The sequence below is a fragment of the Pseudonocardia broussonetiae genome, from assembly GCF_013155125.1.
Lineage (GTDB): Bacteria > Actinomycetota > Actinomycetes > Mycobacteriales > Pseudonocardiaceae > Pseudonocardia > Pseudonocardia broussonetiae.
On record NZ_CP053564.1, the window covers coordinates 2,587,892 to 2,605,507 of the forward strand.

15 protein-coding genes are annotated in these 17,616 nt (G+C 75.3%); 5 read left to right on the forward strand and 10 right to left on the reverse strand.

Annotated elements, in window-relative coordinates:
• Nucleotides 1-89 precede the first annotated feature (89 nt).
• Nucleotides 90-326 (reverse strand): hypothetical protein, encoded by a 237-nt coding sequence (locus tag HOP40_RS12865; RefSeq protein WP_141279019.1) that lies wholly within the window; start codon nucleotides 324-326, stop codon nucleotides 90-92.
• Between the two features lie 1,010 nt (nucleotides 327-1,336).
• On the opposite strand from HOP40_RS12865, the gene HOP40_RS36780 reads away from it, so the two are divergent.
• The gene (locus tag HOP40_RS36780; protein ID WP_172158085.1) at nucleotides 1,337-1,447 is read left to right on the forward strand and encodes a hypothetical protein; all 111 of its coding nucleotides are present in this window, start codon (nucleotides 1,337-1,339) and stop codon (nucleotides 1,445-1,447) included.
• Between the two features lie 9 nt (nucleotides 1,448-1,456).
• Here HOP40_RS36780 and HOP40_RS12875 read toward each other — a convergent pair whose 3' ends face one another.
• Nucleotides 1,457-1,966, reverse strand: coding sequence for a GNAT family N-acetyltransferase (locus HOP40_RS12875; protein ID WP_172158087.1), 510 nt, complete (start codon nucleotides 1,964-1,966; stop codon nucleotides 1,457-1,459).
• On the opposite strand from HOP40_RS12875, the gene HOP40_RS12880 reads away from it, so the two are divergent.
• Nucleotides 1,965-2,876, forward strand: coding sequence for a haloalkane dehalogenase (locus HOP40_RS12880; protein ID WP_172158090.1), 912 nt, complete (start codon nucleotides 1,965-1,967; stop codon nucleotides 2,874-2,876). The two genes, HOP40_RS12875 and HOP40_RS12880, sit on opposite strands and share 2 nt — an antisense overlap.
• Nucleotides 2,877-2,885: 9 nt before the next feature.
• On the forward strand, nucleotides 2,886-3,512 hold the full coding sequence (gene upp / locus HOP40_RS12885) for a uracil phosphoribosyltransferase (RefSeq protein WP_172158092.1): 627 nt from the start codon (nucleotides 2,886-2,888) through the stop codon (nucleotides 3,510-3,512).
• Here upp and HOP40_RS12890 read toward each other — a convergent pair.
• The 5 genes from HOP40_RS12890 to HOP40_RS12910 form a co-directional block, all read right to left on the reverse strand.
• Entirely contained in the window at nucleotides 3,491-4,069 is a 579-nt protein-coding gene (locus HOP40_RS12890; RefSeq protein WP_172158095.1) for a TetR/AcrR family transcriptional regulator, read from the reverse strand. The two genes, upp and HOP40_RS12890, sit on opposite strands and share 22 nt — an antisense overlap.
• 25 nt (nucleotides 4,070-4,094) lie before the next feature.
• A complete protein-coding gene (locus HOP40_RS12895; RefSeq protein ID WP_172158098.1) occupies nucleotides 4,095-4,553 on the reverse strand; it encodes a flavodoxin family protein in 459 nt (152 codons plus the stop codon).
• A complete protein-coding gene (locus tag HOP40_RS12900) occupies nucleotides 4,550-6,139 on the reverse strand; it encodes a phospho-sugar mutase (protein ID WP_205347171.1) in 1,590 nt (529 codons plus the stop codon). The genes HOP40_RS12895 and HOP40_RS12900 overlap by 4 nt, the downstream gene beginning before the upstream one ends.
• A 70-nt stretch (nucleotides 6,140-6,209) precedes the next feature.
• Nucleotides 6,210-6,995: a purine-nucleoside phosphorylase gene (locus HOP40_RS12905; protein WP_172158100.1), complete on the reverse strand. Its 786-nt coding sequence runs from the start codon at nucleotides 6,993-6,995 to the stop codon at nucleotides 6,210-6,212.
• Nucleotides 6,996-7,019: 24 nt separating this feature from the next.
• Nucleotides 7,020-8,741: a serine/threonine-protein kinase gene (locus tag HOP40_RS12910; protein WP_172158103.1), complete on the reverse strand. Its 1,722-nt coding sequence runs from the start codon at nucleotides 8,739-8,741 to the stop codon at nucleotides 7,020-7,022.
• A gap of 312 nt (nucleotides 8,742-9,053) precedes the next feature.
• Here HOP40_RS12910 and HOP40_RS12915 point away from each other — a divergent pair, with 312 nt between their 5' ends.
• Both HOP40_RS12915 and HOP40_RS12920 read left to right on the forward strand, forming a co-directional pair.
• Entirely contained in the window at nucleotides 9,054-10,268 is a 1,215-nt protein-coding gene (locus HOP40_RS12915) for an amidohydrolase (protein WP_172158105.1), read from the forward strand.
• 243 nt (nucleotides 10,269-10,511) lie between these two features.
• On the forward strand, nucleotides 10,512-11,402 hold the full coding sequence (locus HOP40_RS12920; RefSeq protein ID WP_172158108.1) for a hypothetical protein: 891 nt from the start codon (nucleotides 10,512-10,514) through the stop codon (nucleotides 11,400-11,402).
• Nucleotides 11,403-11,614: 212 nt separating this feature from the next.
• On the opposite strand, the gene HOP40_RS12925 is transcribed toward HOP40_RS12920, so the two are convergent.
• From HOP40_RS12925 to HOP40_RS12935, 3 genes are all read right to left on the reverse strand, one after another.
• Complete coding sequence (locus HOP40_RS12925) at nucleotides 11,615-13,288, reverse strand: purine-cytosine permease family protein (RefSeq protein ID WP_240157647.1); 1,674 nt, start codon at nucleotides 13,286-13,288, stop codon at nucleotides 11,615-11,617.
• 75 nt (nucleotides 13,289-13,363) lie between these two features.
• The gene (locus HOP40_RS12930) at nucleotides 13,364-16,153 is read right to left on the reverse strand and encodes a hybrid sensor histidine kinase/response regulator (protein ID WP_172158110.1); all 2,790 of its coding nucleotides are present in this window, start codon (nucleotides 16,151-16,153) and stop codon (nucleotides 13,364-13,366) included.
• Entirely contained in the window at nucleotides 16,150-17,517 is a 1,368-nt protein-coding gene (locus tag HOP40_RS12935; protein WP_205347172.1) for a BTAD domain-containing putative transcriptional regulator, read from the reverse strand. Before HOP40_RS12935 ends, HOP40_RS12930 begins: the two co-directional genes overlap by 4 nt.
• Between the last annotated feature and the right edge of the window lie 99 nt (nucleotides 17,518-17,616).

Consider the following 17,616-nt stretch of genomic DNA (forward strand, 5'->3'; position numbering starts at 1 on the left):
GCGGAGCATGTCCGGTGCGGAGCGGTGGAACGGATGGAGCTGGATCGAGCTGTGGAACGGATGGAGCGTCGAGCGGGTCGAGCCGTGGATCAGGTCGAGCTGTGCAGACGGACGACGCCCACCGTGACGTCCTCCAGACCGCCGCGGTCGAAGTCGCGGCGGAGCTGGTCGGCCTTGATGGTCGCCGTCAGTCCGTCGAACGGCCCGTGGGCGTCGACCTCCCCGGTCTGGGGGTCGACGGCCAGCACTACGTATCCGTCGCACTGCGTGAGCTTCTCGGCCGCTGCGACCAGCGTCGCCTCGTCGGAAGTCGTGTTCTCCGGCACCGGATCACCTCCTAGTCATCTAGTACAGCGTCGGAAGGGCCTCCGGCGTGACAGTCTTTCGGTCGGACCACCCGTTCGGGTCAGGGTGAACCTCGAAGTCGATCACTGATCGTGCCGGAACCGGGACGGTGGGCGCATGAACGGGGCGGCACGCACCGTCAACGTGACGATCCTGGTACTCCTCGTGACCGTCACGGCGACCGGCGTGCTCGCGTTCGCCGTCGGGACGCCCGGTCCGGCGAGCTGGGTCGTCGGCGTCCACGGAGCGTCGGGTCTGGGGCTGCTGCTGCTCGTCCCGGCGAAGTCCCGCATCGCCCGGCGGGGGCTGCGGCGGCCGGGGCGGTCGCGGAAGGTGATGGGCCTCGCCCTGGCGGTGCTCGCCGTGCTGGCGGTGGTCAGCGGGCTGCTGCACGCGCTGTGGGGCTGGGCGCCGGTCGTGCTCGGGCTGCTGCCGATGCAGGTCCACGTGGGGGCGGCGGTCGGGGCGGCCGTGCTGGCCGGGGCGCACGTGCTGGTCCACCACCGGGGGCGGGGCGGGCGGTGGCGGTCGCTGGTGCGGCGCACCGACGTCGACCGCCGCCGCGCCCTGCTCGGCACCGGGGTCGTCGCGGGGTCGGCGCTGCTGTGGCTCGTGGCGCCGGGGCGGGAGCGGCGGGAGACCGGGTCGCACGCGATCGCCGACGCGGCGGCGGTGCCCGTCACGCAGTGGATGTTCGACCCGGTGCCGCGGCTGCCGGTGCGGCCGCTGCGGGTCCCGGGCGGTGAGGTCGACCTCGCCGCGCTCCCGACGACCACCGTGCGCGCGGTGCTCGACTGCACCGGCGGCTGGTACAGCGAGCAGGAGTGGCGGGGCGTGCGCGTGGCCGACCTGGGGCTGCCCGCGGGCGCGTCGGTCGACGTCGTCTCGGCCACCGGCTACCGCCGCCGCTTCCCCGCGGGCGAGGCCGGCTCGCTGCTGCTGGCCACGCACCTGGCCGGGCGGCCGCTCACGGCCCGGGCACGGGGCGCCGGTGCGGCTCGTCGCGCCCGGGCGGCGCGGGTTCTGGTGGGTGAAGTGGGTGGTGGCGGTCGAGGTCGTCGACGAGCCGTGGTGGTGGCAGCCCCCGTTCCCGCTGCAGTGAGCCCGGCCGTCACAGCGTCCGGTGCATCACCGTCAGCCCGACGTAGCCGTGCTCGGGGTGGTGGAACGCCTCCGGCACCACGCCGACCGTCGCGAAGCCCAGCGCGTGCCACAGGGCCACGGCGCGGGTGTTCGTCTCGACCACGGCGTTGAACTGCATGGCGCGGTAGCCCTGCGCCGTCGCCCAGGCGACCACGTGCTCGCCCAGCGCGCGGCCCGTGCCGCGGCGCCCGTGCGCCGGGTCGACCATGAAGCTCGCGGTGGCGACGTGCGAGCCCGGGCCGAGCTGGTTGGGGCCCGCCTTGGCGCTGCCGAGCACGGTGCCGTCGTCGTCGACGGCCACGAACGCGACGGCGGGCGGCCCGGGCATCCAGATGGAGCGGGCGTGCTCCTCGGTGATGTCGCGGGGGTAGGTGTAGGTCTCGCCCGCGGCGGCGATCGCGCGCAGGAAGGGCCAGATCGCGGCCCAGTCGTCGGGGGTGGCGTCACGGATCAGCACGGGTGCCAGGATCGTCGTCATGCGCACCCTCCGCACACCCGACGCGCGGTTCGCCGACCTCCCCGGCTTCCCGCAGCCGCCCCGCTACGCCGACGTGCCCGACGGCGACGGCGGCAGCCTGCGGATGGCGTGGGTGGAGGACGGCCCGGCCGACGGCCCCGTCGTGCTGCTGCTGCACGGCGAGCCGAGCTGGTCGTTCCTGCACCGCACGATGATCCCGGTGCTGGCCGGGGCGGGGATGCGGGTCGTGGCGCCGGACCTCGTCGGCTTCGGCCGCTCCGACAAGCCCGCCGAGATCGCCGACCACAGCTACGCCCGGCACGTCGAGTGGGTCCGCGCGCTCGTGTTCGACGTCCTCGACCTGCGCTCCGTCACGCTCGTCGGCCAGGACTGGGGAGGGCTGATCGGGCTGCGGCTCGTCGCCGAACACACCGAGCGCTTCGCCCGCGTCGTCGCCGCCAACACCGGCCTGCCCACCGGCGACGTCGACATGCCCCCGGTGTGGTGGGAGTTCCGCCGCGCGGTGGAGAAGGCCGAGGTGCTCGACGTGGCGCGGCTCGTGCAGTCGGGCTGCCGCACGCGGTTCACCCCCGAGGTGCGCGCCGCCTACGACGCCCCGTTCCCCGACGAGTCCTACAAGGCGGGGCCCCGCGCCATGCCGCTGCTCGTCCCGACCCGCCCCGACGACCCGTCGACGGCGGCCAACCGCGCCGCCTGGGACGTGCTGCGCGGCCTGGACCTGCCGTTCCTCTGCGCGTTCAGCGACGGCGACCCGATCACCGCGGCGATGGGGCCGGTCCTGCGCGCGGAGGTGCCGGGTGCGGCCGGGCACGAGCACCCGACGATCACCGGCGCGGGGCACTTCCTGCAGGAGGACGCCGGGCCGGAGCTGGCCGCGGCGGTGGCGCGGTTCGTCGGGGTGTCCGGCTAGCCTCCGGCCATGGATGTCCGCGTCGTCGACCACCCGCTGGCCCGGGCCCGCCTCTCCACCATGCGGGACGCGCGCACCGACAACGCGACGTTCCGGGCGGCCCTGCGCGACCTCACGCTCATGCTGATCTACGAGGCCACGCGCGACGCCCCGGTGGCCACCGCGCCGCTGCACACCCCGGTCGCCCGCACCACCGGCTACCGCCTGGCCAACCCGCCGCTGCTGGTTCCGGTGCTGCGCGCCGGGCTCGGGATGGTCGACGCCGCGCAGGCGCTGATGCCCGAGGCCCAGATGGGCTTCGTGGGCCTGGCGCGCGACGAGAAGACGCACCTGCCGGTGCCCTACATGGAGTCGCTGCCCGAGTCGCTCGACGGGCGTCCGGTGTTCGTGCTCGACCCGATGCTCGCCACCGGCGGCTCGATGGAGCACACGATCCGGATGCTCACCGAGCGCGGCGCCTCCGACGTCACCGCGATCTGCGTGCTGGCGGCGCCGGAGGGCGTGGCGCACCTGGAGGGCAGCGGGCTGCCGGTCCGGGTCGTCACCGCCAGCATCGACGAGCGGCTCAACGACTCCGCGTTCATCGTCCCGGGCCTGGGCGACGCCGGCGACCGTCAGTTCGGCGCCGTCCCGTAGCCCGGGGCGCGCCAGCCGTCGAGCATGGCCCGCAGGGCGCCGGTCACGTCGGCGGCGGGGGCGAGGCCGTGCAGCTCCAGGTCGACGAGCCCGTGCACGAGCGCCTGCACCGCGAGCGCCACGGCCGACGGGTCGGCTTCCGGGCGCAGCGCGCCGGCGGTCGTGGCGCGGCGGACGGCGTCGGCGAAGGGCCGCAGCGCCTGCGCTGCGGGCGGGGCGGCGGAGAGCACCTCGTAGACGCGCGGGTCGTCCAGCGCGGCGTCGCGGTAGGCCAGGGCCAGGCGGCGCAGGTGCTCCAGCGGGTCGGTGCCGGCGTCGGTCGTGGCGTCGACGGCGTCGAGGCGGCCGGTGAGGCGGTGCACCGCGCGGTCGAGCAGGACGTCGAGCAGCGCGGGCTTGCCGCCGAACAGCGAGTAGACGGCCGTCGTGGAGGTGCCGCAGTCCTGCGCGAGGGTGCGCAGGCTCAGCGCGTCGGTGCCGCCGTCGGACAGCAGGGCTCCCGCGCGGTCGAGCAGGCGCTCGCGCAGCGCCGCGTCGTGCACCTTCGGACGGGGCATCGCGGCACCCTAGCCCCGGTGGGTGTCATCCGCCGTTCATGATCGTGGCGGCGAGGGTGCCGCCGAGCTCCGCGCAGGCGTCGAGGTCGGCGCGGGTCGGGGCGCCGCTGACGGTCACGTGCGCGGCCGCCTGCGTCCAGCCCAGCCCGCCCGTGACGCCCTCGACCGACCGCACCGCGCCCTCGACGCCGAGGTTGCCGTGGACGTAGAGGCCGAAGGGCAGGCCGCGGGTGTCGTCGGCGCAGACGTAGTAGACGGTGTCGAAGAAGTGCTTGAGCGCGCCCGACATGTAGCCGATGTTGGCGGGCGTGCCGAGGACGACGGCGTCGGCGGCGAGCAGGTCGGACGCGGTGGCGGCGAGCGCGGCGCGCCGCACGACGTCGACGCCGGTGATCTCCGGGTCCCGCGCGCCGCGCAGCACGGCGTCGAGCAGCTCCGCCGTCGCGGGGGAGGGCGTGTGGTGCACGACGAGCAGCGTGCTCATGCGCCCAGCAGTTCCGTGACGGTGGCGGCGAGCGCGTCGAGGCGCTCCTGGGCGCGGGCGCGGTCGCCGTGCTCGACGACCTCCAGGTAGGCCTTCAGCTTCGGCTCCGTGCCGGACGGGCGGATGACGAGCCGCTCGCCCTCGCGGCGCAGCACGAGCACGTCGGGGGCGGGACGGGTGACGGCCCAGCCCTGCGGCGGGGCGTCGCGCAGGCGGGCCACGGCGGCGTCGCGGGGGCCGGGTTCCATGCGCACCGAGATGCCGCGGGTGAGGTGGACGCCGTGCTCGGCCGACAGCGCGTCGAGCCGGTCGGGCAGGCCCTTGCCGTCGGCCTTGAGCGTGGCCGCCAGGTCGCAGGCGACGGTGGCCGCCGCGATCCCGTCCTTGTCGTTGACGGCGCCCGGGTCGACGCAGTAGCCCAGCGCCTCCTCGTAGCCGTAGACCAGGCCGGGGCCGCCGCGGACGATCCACTTGAAGCCGGTCAGCGTCTCGGCGAAGCGCGCGCCGTGCGCCTGCGCGACCGACCGCAGCATCGACGACGAGACGACCGTCGTGGCGACGAGCGGGTCGTCGTACGAGCCGGTGCGCAGCAGGTGGTCGCCGAGCAGGACGCCGGTCTCGTCGCCGGTGAGCATGCGCCAGCCCGCCCGCCCGCCGGAGGCGGACTCGGCGGTGGGGACGCCCAGCGCGCAGCGGTCGGCGTCCGGGTCCAGGGCGATCGCCAGGTCGGCGCCGACCTCCGCGGCGAGCGCGAGCAGCGCGTCGGTGGCGCCGGGCTCCTCGGGGTTGGGGAACACGACCGTCGGGAAGTCGGGGTCGGGCGCGGCCTGCGACGCCACGACGTGCACGTCGGTGAAGCCCGCCCGGTGCAGCGCGTGCACCGCGACGGCGCCGCCGACGCCGTGCATCGGGGTGAGCGCGACGCGCAGGGTGCGGGCGGTGCCGCGGGGCAGGCGGGCGACGCGGTCCAGGTAGGACCCGGTGACGTCGACCTCGGACACGTCGCCGCCGGTCGGTACGGACACCGCCGCGGGTGCGGCCGTGATCGCCGCCTCGATCTCGGCGTCGGACGGGGGCGCGAGCTGCGCGCCGTCGGCGAGGTAGACCTTGTAGCCGTTGTCGGCGGGCGGGTTGTGCGACGCCGTGATCTGCACACCGGCGACGGCCCCCAGCTCGCGGACGGCGAAGGCGAGCACGGGCGTCGGCAGGGGGCCGGGGAGCGTGCGGGCGGCGAACCCGGCGCCGGCGAGCACCTCGGCCGCGGCGGCGGCGAAGGCCTCCGACCCGTGCCGGGCGTCGCGCCCGACCACGACCGTGCCGCGGACGCCGTCGCGCGCGAGCCAGGCCGCGAGCCCGGCCGTGGCGCGGCGCACCACGGCGACGTTCATCCCGGCCGGCCCGGCCCGGACCGGCCCCCGCAGCCCCGCCGTGCCGAAGCGCAGCATCCCGGACATCCGGTCGGCGAGCTCGTCGTCGGGGCCGCCCGCCATGACGTCGGCGAGGAGGCGCTGGAGCTCGGCGCGGGTGGCGGGGTCGGGGTCGTCGGCGATCCAGCGCAGGGCGGCGTCGCGCAGGTGCGGCTTCACCGACCCACCCCCCGTGAGTGGCTACGAGTGCTGGAGCACTCGTATCCACTCACGGCTGCCGCAGGTGCACTCATGATCGCGCGACGAGCTCGCGCAGCAGCCCGCCCATCCGCCCGGCCGCCGCGGCTCCCGCCTCCAGCACCTCGTGGTGGTCCAGCGGCTGGCCGGTGAGCCCGGCGGCCAGGTTGGTCACCAGCGACAGCCCGAACACCTCGACGCCCAGCGCGCGCGCCGCGATCGCCTCGAGAACCGTCGACATCCCGACGAGGTCGGCGCCCAGCCCGCGGTACATCCGGATCTCGGCGGGCGTCTCGAAGTGCGGGCCGGTCAGTCCGGCGTAGACGCCCTCGGCGAGCGTCGGGTCGATCTCGCGCGCGAGCGCGCGCAGGCGGGGGGAGTAGAGGTCGGTGAGGTCGACGAACTGCGCACCCCGCAGCGGCGACGTCGCCGTCACGTTGAGGTGGTCGGAGATCAGGACCGGGTCGCCGACGCTCATGCCCTCGCGGATGCCGCCGGCCGCGTTCGTCAGGACGACGGTGGTGCAGCCCGCGGCCGCGGCCGTGCGGACGCCGTGCACGACCGGGTCGACGCCGTGGCCCTCGTAGAGGTGCGTGCGCCCGAGCAGCACCAGCACGCGGCGCTCACCGACCCGCACCGAGCGCACCGTGCCGCCGTGGCCGGCGACGGTGGGGGCGAGGAAGCCGGGGAGGTCGGCCATCGGGACCTCGTGGTCGGCCTCGCCGATCAGGTCGGCCGCCGGGCGCCAGCCCGACCCCAGCACCACGGCGACGTCGTGGGTGGCCACGCCGGTGGCCTCGGCCAGTGCGGCGGCCGCTGCGCTCTCGAGCTCGCTCATGCCCGCAGCCTACGGAACGGACGATCAGGCCCCGGCAGCGGCGAAACCGGCCATGAGCACGTCGAACAGGGCCTGCGCGGTGCCCTCTCCGCGCTCGCCGGGGACGGTGAGCCGGGCCACCCAGACGGCGTCGCCGTCGGCCGGGACGAGGGCGAGCCAGGTGGCGCGCTGCTGGCCGTCGCGGTCGGTGCGGTAGGTCAGGCGGTCGTCGGCGAGCTCCGAGCGATCGAGTACGTCGACGCCGAGCCGGTCGGTCGTGAGCCCGGCCAGCGCGGCGTCGCGCGACTCCGCGCGCTCCACCGTGAACTCCTCGGTGCCGTCGGGGCTGATGAAGGACGCGGCCCGCGAGCCGTCGAGGCGCTCGTGGTCGAACTGCGTCCAGCCGGCCGGGACGTCGGCGTCGAAGCCCAGGGGGTCGAGGTGCGAGACCAGCTCGGTGCCGGCGGACGTCACCGTGACCGTGTCGAACGGCGACTGCCCGCCGATCATCCGCGTGATGGCCCAGCCCGCGGCCGCGCCGAGCAGCACCACCAGCGCACCGGCGATGACGAGCGCCACGGACTGCAGCGTCGAGGTCGGCTCTGCGAACGACCGGGCCGCCGCCAGGGGCTGCGCGCGCGGCCGGGGCGGGCGCTGCGGGCCGCGGTCGGGGCGCAGCGTGTCGGGCCGCAGCGGGTCCGGGCGCGGGGGCATCGGCACGTCGGGCCGCAGCGCCCCCGGCCGCCCGGGCGGCGGGCCCGGCAGCGGACCGGGGTCGGCGGCGAGCAGCGCGGGCTGCGAGGGCGGCCGGGCCTCCATCGACGCCGAGCTGCGCGAGGGCTCGGGGTGCTCGGCGGGAGGCGGGAGGTCGAGCGGGGGCGTGACGAACGCGGCGAGCGTCGGGGCGTCGGGGGAGCCGGGGTAGAGGGGGTCGTCGGGGTCGGAGATGAGCGGCCGCAGCCGGATGCGCACCTCGTCGAGCGGCATGCGGGCCGACGGCTCCTTCACCATCAGCGCCGCGATGACCTCCGACACCGGCCCGCCGGCGCGGCTGCGCGGCACGTCGCCGTCGACGACCTCGGTGATGGTCTGCACCGGGTCGCCGCCGACGTCGTAGGGCGGGCGGCCCTCGACCGCGGCGAACAGCGTGGCGCCCAGGCCCCACAGGTCGGCGGCGGGCGTCACGGGCTGGCCGGCCGCGACCTCCGGTGCGATGTAGGCGGGCGAGCCGAGCACGAGGCCGACGCTCGTCATCGGGGCGTCGGCGATGTTGCGGGCGATGCCGAAGTCGGTGAGCTTGACGCGCCCGTCGTCGGCGACGAGGACGTTGCCCGGCTTGACGTCACGGTGCGTGATGCCCGCGCGGTGCGCGGCCCGCAGACCCCCCGCAGTGGCGTAACCCACGACCGCCGCCTGCGCGACGGACAGCGCCCCGTGGTCGGAGATCATCTCCGCGAGGTTGCGGGAGGGCACCAGCTCCAGCACGACGACGGGCTCGCCGTCGGCCTCGACCACGTCGAACACGGTGATGACGTTGGGGTGCGACAGCCCGCCGACGGCCCGCGCCTCGCGCAGGATCCGCTCGCGCATGTCGAGGGCCTCCTGGTCGCCGACGCCGATCGGGACCCGCAGCTCCTTGACGGCGACGCGACGGCGCAGGACCTCGTCGTACCCGGCCCAGACGGTGCCCATGGCGCCGCTGCCGATCTTGCCGGACAGCAGGTACCGGCCGCCGATGCGGCGCTGTCCGTCCTGCGGCGTCGTCACCTGCCCATTCTGGCCCGCACGTATCTTCCGGGCACAGACGGGTATCCCTCAGGGCATGCTCTCCACAGCCGCCGCCGCGATGAGACGAACGGCGAAAAGTTCCGCTCGTCGCTCGTGTCGATCACCACTCGTCGCGCGGGGTACGGCCGTCCGCAGCACATCGGCGACCCCTCGGCGAGCGTTTCCCTACGTGAACGATTTGCTCTTGGTCTACCGCCGTCCGGGTGAGCACCATGGTCCGATGCAGGACAGAGCAGAGATGCACGTCCGGAGCGGGGGCGTGCGGTGACCTTGCTGGAATCGTCCCCGGTCATGCCGGCCGCCCCCGCGGTGGTCGACCTCGGCGCGGGCTCCGGGCCCGCCTGGCTCGACGGCTGGCTCGCCGCCCACGCCGACGACGTCGTCCGTTGGCGACGCGCCCTGCACTCGGTACCCGAGCTCGGCCGCGCCGAGCACCGCACCACGGCGCTGGTCTCCCAGCTGCTCCTCGCCGCCGGCCTCGAGCCGCGCACGCTCCCCGGCGGCACCGGCCTGGTCTGCGACATCGGCTACGGCGACCGCTGCGTCGCGCTGCGCGCCGACCTCGACGCCCTGCCTCTGCAGGAGGACACCGGGCTCCCGTTCGCGTCCACCGTCGACGGGGTGATGCACGCCTGCGGGCACGACGCGCACACCGCCGTCGTCCTCGGGGCGGGGCTGGCACTGGCGTCCGCGCCGAACCTGCCCGGCCGCGTCCGGCTGGTGTTCCAGCCGGCCGAGGAGGTGCAGCCCGGCGGCGCGCTCGACATGGTCGCCGACGGTGCGATGGGGGGCGTGCAGCGGATCTTCGCGCTGCACTGCGACCCGCGCCTGGAGGTCGGCAAGCTCGGCACGCGCGTCGGGCCGATCACGTCGGCCTGCGACCTGCTGGAGATCCGGCTGACCTCGCCCGGCGGGCACACCGCCCGCCCGCACCTCACGGCCGACCTCGTCGAGGCGCTCGGGCTGCTGATCACCCAGCTCCCGCTGCTGCTCGGCCGCCAGGTCGACCCCCGCTCGGGCACCGTCCTGGTGTGGGGCGCGGTGCAGGCCGGCGAGGCCGCCAACGCGATCCCGCAGCACGGCCTGCTGCGCGGCACGCTGCGCACCGCCGACCACGCCACGTGGAACGAGCTCGAGGAGAAGGTCCGCTCGCTGGTGGCCGCGGTGCTCGCCCCCACCGGGGTCGGCTACGTCCTCGACCACGTCCGCGGCGTGCCGCCGGTGGTCAACGAGGCCTCGAGCAGCACGATGCTGTCCGACGCCGCCACCGCGGTGCTGGGTCCGGACGCGTCGGTCGGCACCGAGCAGTCGAGCGGGGGCGAGGACTTCGCCTGGTACCTCGAGCACGTGCCGGGCGCCATGGCCCGGCTCGGGGTGTGGCCGGGTCACGGCCCGATGCGCGACATCCACCAGCCCACGTTCGACCTCGACGAGCGCGCCCTCCCCTTCGGCGTGCGGATCCTGGCGAACGCGGCGCTGAGCGCGCTGACGACCCCCCAGCCCTAGAAGGCCCACTGAGTTTGCCGGGGCGCCCGGCGAGTTTGCCGTCCACCCCGCGCGAGTTTGCCGCTGGCGTCCGGCGAGTTTGCCCGGGCGCCCGGTGAGTTCGCCGCTGAGCCGCGCGAGTTTGCCGGCAGTGCTCGGCGAGTTCGCCGCCGGCGCTCGCTTGGTTGTCCACATGCGTCTGCGTCGGTCCACAGATCTCAACTCGTCGCGGCGACGGCGTCGATCGGCCCCATCGTCATGGGCATGGACATCCCGATCCCCGGCCTCCACGGTGCCTACCGCCGGCGCGACCTGATCGCCGCCGCCGGGCGGCGGTCTGCCGACGAGCTCGTGCGCGCCGGCGTGCTGCGTCCCCTGTGGACGGCTCTCGTCGAGTCGCCCCGGTTCCTCGACCCCTGCACGCGCGGCGGGGCCGCCCTGCTCGCGACCGGCGACCGCTCGGTGCTCGTCGACGCCACCGCCGCCCATCTCCACGGCTGCCGCTCCGTCGACGTCGCGAGCACCCACGTCCGCATCCCGTACGGCCGTGAGTTCCGAAGTCGGCCGGGTCTGACCGTCCACCACGGCCGGTGGCCGGACGACGACGTCGAGGACCTCGACGGGCTCCGCGTGCTGGCGCTGGACCACGTCGTCGCCGACCTGCTCTGCACACCGGACGGGCTGGCCGCACTCGCTGTCACCGACGAGGCGCTACGACTGGCGCGACCCCATCAGGAGCAGCTGCGATCGGCGATCGGGACACGGCTGCGGCACCGGGCCGACCCGCGCGGCTCCGCTCGCGGTGCCGTCCTCCTCGGGCTGGCCTCCGCGGAGGCGGAGTCCCCACCGGAGAGCTGGATCCGCTACCGCCTGCTGGAGGACGGCTTCCCGATCCCGGAGGTCAACTGGCAGATCCTGCAGGATGGCCGTGAGATCTTCCGCATCGACCTGGCCTGGCCGCAGCAGCGCATCGCGTTCGAGTACGACGGCTACGAGCCTCACCTCGGACGTGCCGAGCAGGACGCGGCGCGCCAGGAGGAGCTGGAGCGCCGCGGGTGGATCGTCGTGCGCGCCGGCAAGGAGGACCTCCGGAGCATGATGCGGGTCCGTGCCGAGCTCAGGGCGGCGTTCGCCCGGCGTGGCTACACGTGGTGAGCCACGCCGGGCGTGATCGGCACACTCGCCGGGGCTTCCGGCAAACTCGCCGGACCCGGGCGGCAAACTCGCCGGGCTCGATCCGCAAACTCGCCGGGTTCGTCGGCAAACTCGCCGGGCTCGATCCGCAAACTCGCCGGGTTCGTCGGCAAACTCGCCGGGCTCGATCCGCAAACTCGCCGGGTTCGTCGGCAAACTCGCGGGGTTTCCGGTCAGGGGCGGGGGGCTCCCACCGGCAGCCCCAGGAACGTCGTGCTCTCGTGGCACACCGTCCCGCAGGCCTTGTCCGTCGTGCAGCACAGCGAGCAGAGGCGGGCGCTGTGGAAGCTGCAGTCGACCATGTCCGGGCGCTCGTAGGCCAGGCCGCAGACGGCGCAGTCCAGGGTCGTCGTCGCCGGCGTGCCGTCGGCGGTGAACCGGGGCTCGGGCTGCAGGTCGGGCCGCTTGAGGTAGTACTTCCCCTTCGTCGCCACGGCCAGCAGCGGGGTGAGCACGATCGCCAGGCCCAGGGCGAGGAACGGGGACCAGGCGCGGGCCCCGTCACCGAACGCCCCGAAGAACGCCGCGAACGAGACGCCCGTCGCCACCAGGAACGACCCGACGCCCACCGGGTTGACCGCGTACAGGTAGGCCCGCCGGAACTCCGGCTCCTTCGGCGAGATCCCCAGCAGGTACTTGTTGATCGCGATGTCGGCGGCCACCGTCGTGACCCAGGCGATGGCGCAGTTGGCGTAGAAGCCGAGCAGGTAGTTCAGCGAGGCGAACATGTTCGCCTCCATCAGCACCAGCGCGAACGCCAGGTTGACGAACACGAACACGATCCGCCGCGGGTAGCGCTTCGTGACGCGGGTGAACGAGTTGGTCCAGGCCAGGGAGCCGGAGTACGCGTTCGTCGCGTTGATCTTGATCTGGCTGATCACGACGAGGACGACGGCGAGCAGCACGGCCAGCCACCCGGGGACGATCTCGGAGAACGTCGCGTTGAACTGCTGCACCGGCTCGACGGCCGCCACCTCGCCGAGCTGCCCGACGATGTACACGGCCAGGAACGCGCCGGCGGCCTGCTTGAGCCCGCCCAGGAGCACCCAGCCCGGCCCGGCTGCGACGACGGCGGTCCACCACGCGCGCTTGTTCGCCTCGGTCTTGGCGGGCATGAAGCGCAGGTAGTCGACCTGCTCGCCGATCTGCGCCATCAGCGACAGCGCGACGCCGGCGCCCAGCCCGATCGCGGTGAGGCTGATCCCGCCGCCCTCGCTGCCCTCGTAGGCCAGCCACGTGCCCACCGACGCCGGGTCGGCGATCACCAGGTAGACGAACGGGCCGACCATGAGGACCAGCCACAGCGGCGTCGTCCACACCTGCATCGTGCTGAGCGCGGACATCCCGAAGATCACGATCGGGATGATGATGAGCGTCGAGAGCAGGTAGCCGAGCCAGAGCGGGATGCCCAGCCCCAGCAGCAGCCCCTGCGCCATGATCGAGCCCTCGAGGGCGAAGAAGATGAACGTGAACGTCGCGAAGATGACGTTGGTGAGCACCGAGCCGTAGTAGCCGAACCCGGAGCCGCGGCTGACGAGGTCGAGATCGATGTTGTACCGGGCGCCGTAGTAGGCCAGCGGCAGCCCGGTCGTGAAGATGACGACGACGCCGACGAGGATCGCGATGAGCGCGTTCCCGGTGCCGTAGGTGAGGCCGATGCTGCCGCCGATGGCGAAGTCGGCGAGGTAGGCGATGCCGCCGAGCGCGGTCGTCGCGACGACGCCGGGCGTCCACTTGCGGTAGGTGCTCGGCGCGTACCGGAGGGTGTAGTCCTCCAGCGTCTCGTTCGTCGCGGCCGTCGGCGGGGCCGCGCCGGTCGTCGTCGCGGTCGTCTCTTCGATGCTCATCGCTCACGCCTCCGGGGGCACGGTGGTGGTCCGGGGGCGGCGTCGACCCCGTGCCCGGAAGGGAACAGGGGAGCGCTAAGCACCGGCCAAGTGATCGCCGCGGCGCAGGGCCAGCGCGACGCGCCGCAGCTCCGAGCCGATCGCGGCGGGCGGCCCGTCGCGCCGGCACAGCTCGGCCATCGCCGTGGCCCCGAACGTCGCCCCGAGCGCCCCCAGCGTGTGCGCGGCCCGTCGCGCGTCGGCCGGGTCGTCGCCGACCAGGGCGTCGAGCAGGGGAGGGGCCTCGTCGAGGAAGTCCTCGACCAGGCCCGACAGGGCGTCCGGGTCGTCGCCGACCAGCTCGCGCAGCGCGGCCAGGGCCCCCCGGTCGAGCACCGGGGGCGCGCAGCCGCGCAGGGCCCGGGCGAGCTCCGCGGGCTGCAGCGGCTTGGTCATGTGGTCGTCCATCCCCGCGGCGAGGCACGCGTCGCGGTCGCCGGGGGAGGCGTCGGCGGTGACGGCGACGATGCGCGGCCCCCGCGCCCCGAGCAGCGCGCGGATCCGCCGGGCGGCCGTGACGCCGTCGACGTCGGGCATGCGCACGTCCATCAGCACGACGTCGTACTCGCGCCGCTGCACCGCGGCCACCGCCTCCGCCCCGTCGCTGACGACGTCGGCGCGCTGTCCCAGCTTCGCGAGCTGGAGCAGCACGAGCCGCTGGTTCACCGGGTGGTCCTCGGCGACGAGGATCCGCAGCGGCCCCCCGACCCCCTCGACGGCGGGTGCGGGCACCTGGTCCACCGCGACCCCGCCCGCGGCCCGCAGCACCACGGTGACGGTCGTGCCCACCCCCACCTCGCTGACGGCCCCGATCGTGCCGCCCATCAGGTCGACGAGCCGCCGGCAGATGGCCAGGCCCAGCCCGGTGCCGCCGAAGCGCCGGGCGGTGGAGACGTCGGCCTGGGTGAACGACTCGAAGACCGTCCCGAGCCGGTCGGGCGGGATGCCGATCCCGGTGTCGCGGACGGCGAGGCGCCACTCGTGCGTGCCGTCGGCCAGGTCGTCCGCCCGCACCGACACCTCGACCTCACCCCGCTCGGTGAACTTCACGGCGTTGGCCAGCAGGTTGACCAGCACCTGCCGCACCCGCGTGACGTCCCCGACGAGCGCCTCGGGCGCGTCCGGTCCGATGTCGCAGCGCAGCGCGACGCCGCGGCGGGCGGCGTCGGCCGCGACGAGGTCGAGCGCACCCTGCACGCACCCGGCGACGTGGAACGGCGCCCGCTCCAGGTCGAGCCGCCCCGCCTCGATCTTGGAGAAGTCGAGGATGTCGTTGATGAGCAGCAGCAGGGAGCCCGCGCTGTCGCGGACGATCCCGGCGAACCGGCGCTGCTCGGGATCGAGGTCGGTGTCCAGGAGCAGCCCGGACATGCCGATCACCGCGTTCATCGGCGTGCGGATCTCGTGGCTCATCGTCGCGAGGAACGCGCTCTTCGCGGTGTTCGCGCTCTCGGCCGCCGCGGCGGCGTCGCGCAGGGCGTCGGCGGCGCGCACCCGGTCGACGACCCGCCCGAGCTGTCGTCCGACGTCGGCCAGGAGCGCGAGCAGGGCGTCGTCGGGTTCGGCGGGGGCCGAGGAGAAGAACTCCAGCACCGCGACGACCTCGCCGCCCGCGAGCACGGGGAACGCCAGCCCGGCCCCCAGGTCGGGGGCGGCGGCGCGGCGCGGGAAGTCGGGGTCGCGCAGCACGTCGCGGATCCAGACCGGGGCGCCGGTGGCCAGCACCCGCCCCGCGAGGCCGACGCCGCTGGTCGGCGGCAGATCCTCGGTGGCCGAGCGGAACGCGGGCGAGCCCCCGCGCCAGATCGCCGACGGCACGAGCTCCGCGCCCTCGCGCCAGTACACGTGGCTGACCTTCCAGCCCGTGTGCGCGCAGACGAGGTCGAGCACCTCCCGCGTGGCGGCGGGCAGGTCGACCGCCTGGTGCGCGGTGGCGGCGACGCGGTGCAGCAGCTCCAGCTCGGCCGTGCGCGCCCGCACCCGCTCGGCCATGCCGTTGAAGCGGGTGGCCAGCGCGGCGATCTCGCCGACGCCGGCGACCGGGGCGCGCACGTCGTGGTCGCCCTCGGCGATCCGGGCGGTGGCCTCGTCGAGGTCGAGCACCGGCCGGATGACGGCGCGGCGGGTGTTCGCGGCGAACACGGCCATGCCCGTGAGCAGCAGCAGCGCGACCGCGACGGCCGCCGCCGACCAGGTCCGCGCCTCCTGCACGCCCTGCGCGGTCTCCCGGGCGGTGCGGGCGTCCACCAGCGCGAACACCTGCCCGATCGGCTCCATGATCTGCGCCTTGGCCCGCAGGTAGTCGGTTCCGTACAGCAGCGCCGTGGCGCGGTCGGGCTGCCCGATCAGCGCGAACGCCTGCTGCTCGAGCCGCGCCAGCGCGTCCGAGCGCTCGCGGGCGACGGCCAGCAGCCGCAGCTCCTCGGGCTCGAACCCGGCCCGCGCGGCCACCGCCGCGAAGCTCTCCGGCGGGCCGAACGGCGTAGGGCGCTGCCCCGTGTCGCTGACGACGTCCCAGTAGATCTCGTCGTAGGCGACGGGCCGGGGCGCGGTGCCGGCCCGGATGGCGAGGATCTCCTCGAACCAGGCCCGGTACCGCGGCTCGCCGGTGGCGACGTGGCTGCGCGCCATCCGGGTGAGGTCGTCGGAGGTCTGGCGCAGCTCGTCGGCCAGCCGCAGCGACGTCGACCGCCGGGCCTCAGCGTCGGCCGAGCCGTGCGTGCTGCGCTCCGCGGCCAGGCTCAGCAGCAGCAGCACGGTGAGCAGGGCGAACCCGGTGCCGATCCCGACCTGCACGAGCCGGCGCAGCGACGTCCCGGTCGTCACGACGCCGACCGCCCCAGCTCCGCCCGCAGCGCGGCGATCTCCTCGCGCAGCGCGGCCTCGCGCGCCGCCACGTCGCGGGTGAGCTGCAGCAGCCGCCCGGCGACGTCGTCGGCCCCGGTCCCGCCGCCGACGGACTCCTCCGCCCGGCGCAGGTGCTCGCGCTCGGTGTCGCGCAGGCGCTTGGCCGCGAGCGAGGACCGCAGCCGGGCCCGCAGCACCGCGGCGCTGAACGGCTTCGGGAGGAAGTCGGCGGCGCCGAGGTCGAGGCAGCGGACGACGCCGTCCAGCTCGTGCACCGTCGACACCATGATCACCGGGAGGTGGCTCAGCCGGGCGTCGGCCTTGATCGCGGCGAGCGTGGAGTACCCGTCGAGCACCGGCATGAGGACGTCGAGCAGGACGACGTCGACGTCCTCGGCGCGCAGCAGTTCGAGCGCCCGCCTGCCGTCCCCGGCCGTGCGCACGTCGTGGCCCAGCGCGGTGAGCGCGGCGCCGAGCAGGCGACGGTTGGTCCCGCTGTCGTCGACGACGAGCACGCGCCCCGGCTCGTCCGACGGCTCCGCGAACACGGCGTCGACGACCACCGGCCCGGGCGGCGACCACTCCAGCTCGGGGCGGTGGCCGAGCACCCCCTGCTGCATCGCGCGCAGCGCCGCCCCCGGCTCCAGCCCGAGCTCGTCGCGCAGGATCCGCCGGCCCGCGGCGTAGACGGCGAGCGCGTCGGCCTGGCGCCCGGAGCGGTGCAGGGCCAGCATCAGCTGCGCCCGCAGCCGCTCGCGCAGGGAGTGCGCGCCGACGCGCTGCTCCAGCTCGGCCACGACCGCGGTGTGCCGGCCCAGCGCCAGCTCGGCGTCGAGGCGGTCCTCGGCGCAGCCCAGCCGCAGCTCCTCGAGCCGCGCGGCCTCGGCGCGGGCGAACGGCTCGTCCGCGACGTCGGCGAGCGCGGCACCGCGCCACAGGGCCTCGGCGCGGCCCAACAGCTCGACGGCCCGCTCGGCGTCCTCGTCGTCCAGGGCGGCGCGACCGGCCGCGGCGAGGCGGGCGAACTCCAGGGCGTCGACGGCGTCGGTCCGCAGGGCGTACCCCGGCGCCGAGGTGACGAGCAGGCGGGGCGGCGTGCCGCGCGGGCGCTCGGGCTCCAGCGCGCGGCGCAGGTCGGACACGAAGACCTGGACGGTCGCCGCGGCGCGAGCGGGCGGACCGGCGGGCCACAGGTCGTCGATCAGCTGGTCCAGCGACACCACCCGACCGGCGCGGACGAGCAGCGCGGCGAGCAGGGCGCGCTGCTTGCGCCCGCCCAGGGGCACCGGCTGGCCGCCGCGCCACGCCCCGACCGGGCCGAGCAGCCCGAACTCGATCAGCACCCGCCCCTCCCGCCCGACGACGGGTCAGCCAAGTACGCGGTTGCTCCGGCCGCGTGACGCGCGCGTTACGCGGGGGGTACATCCCGCGCGCAGGGGGTG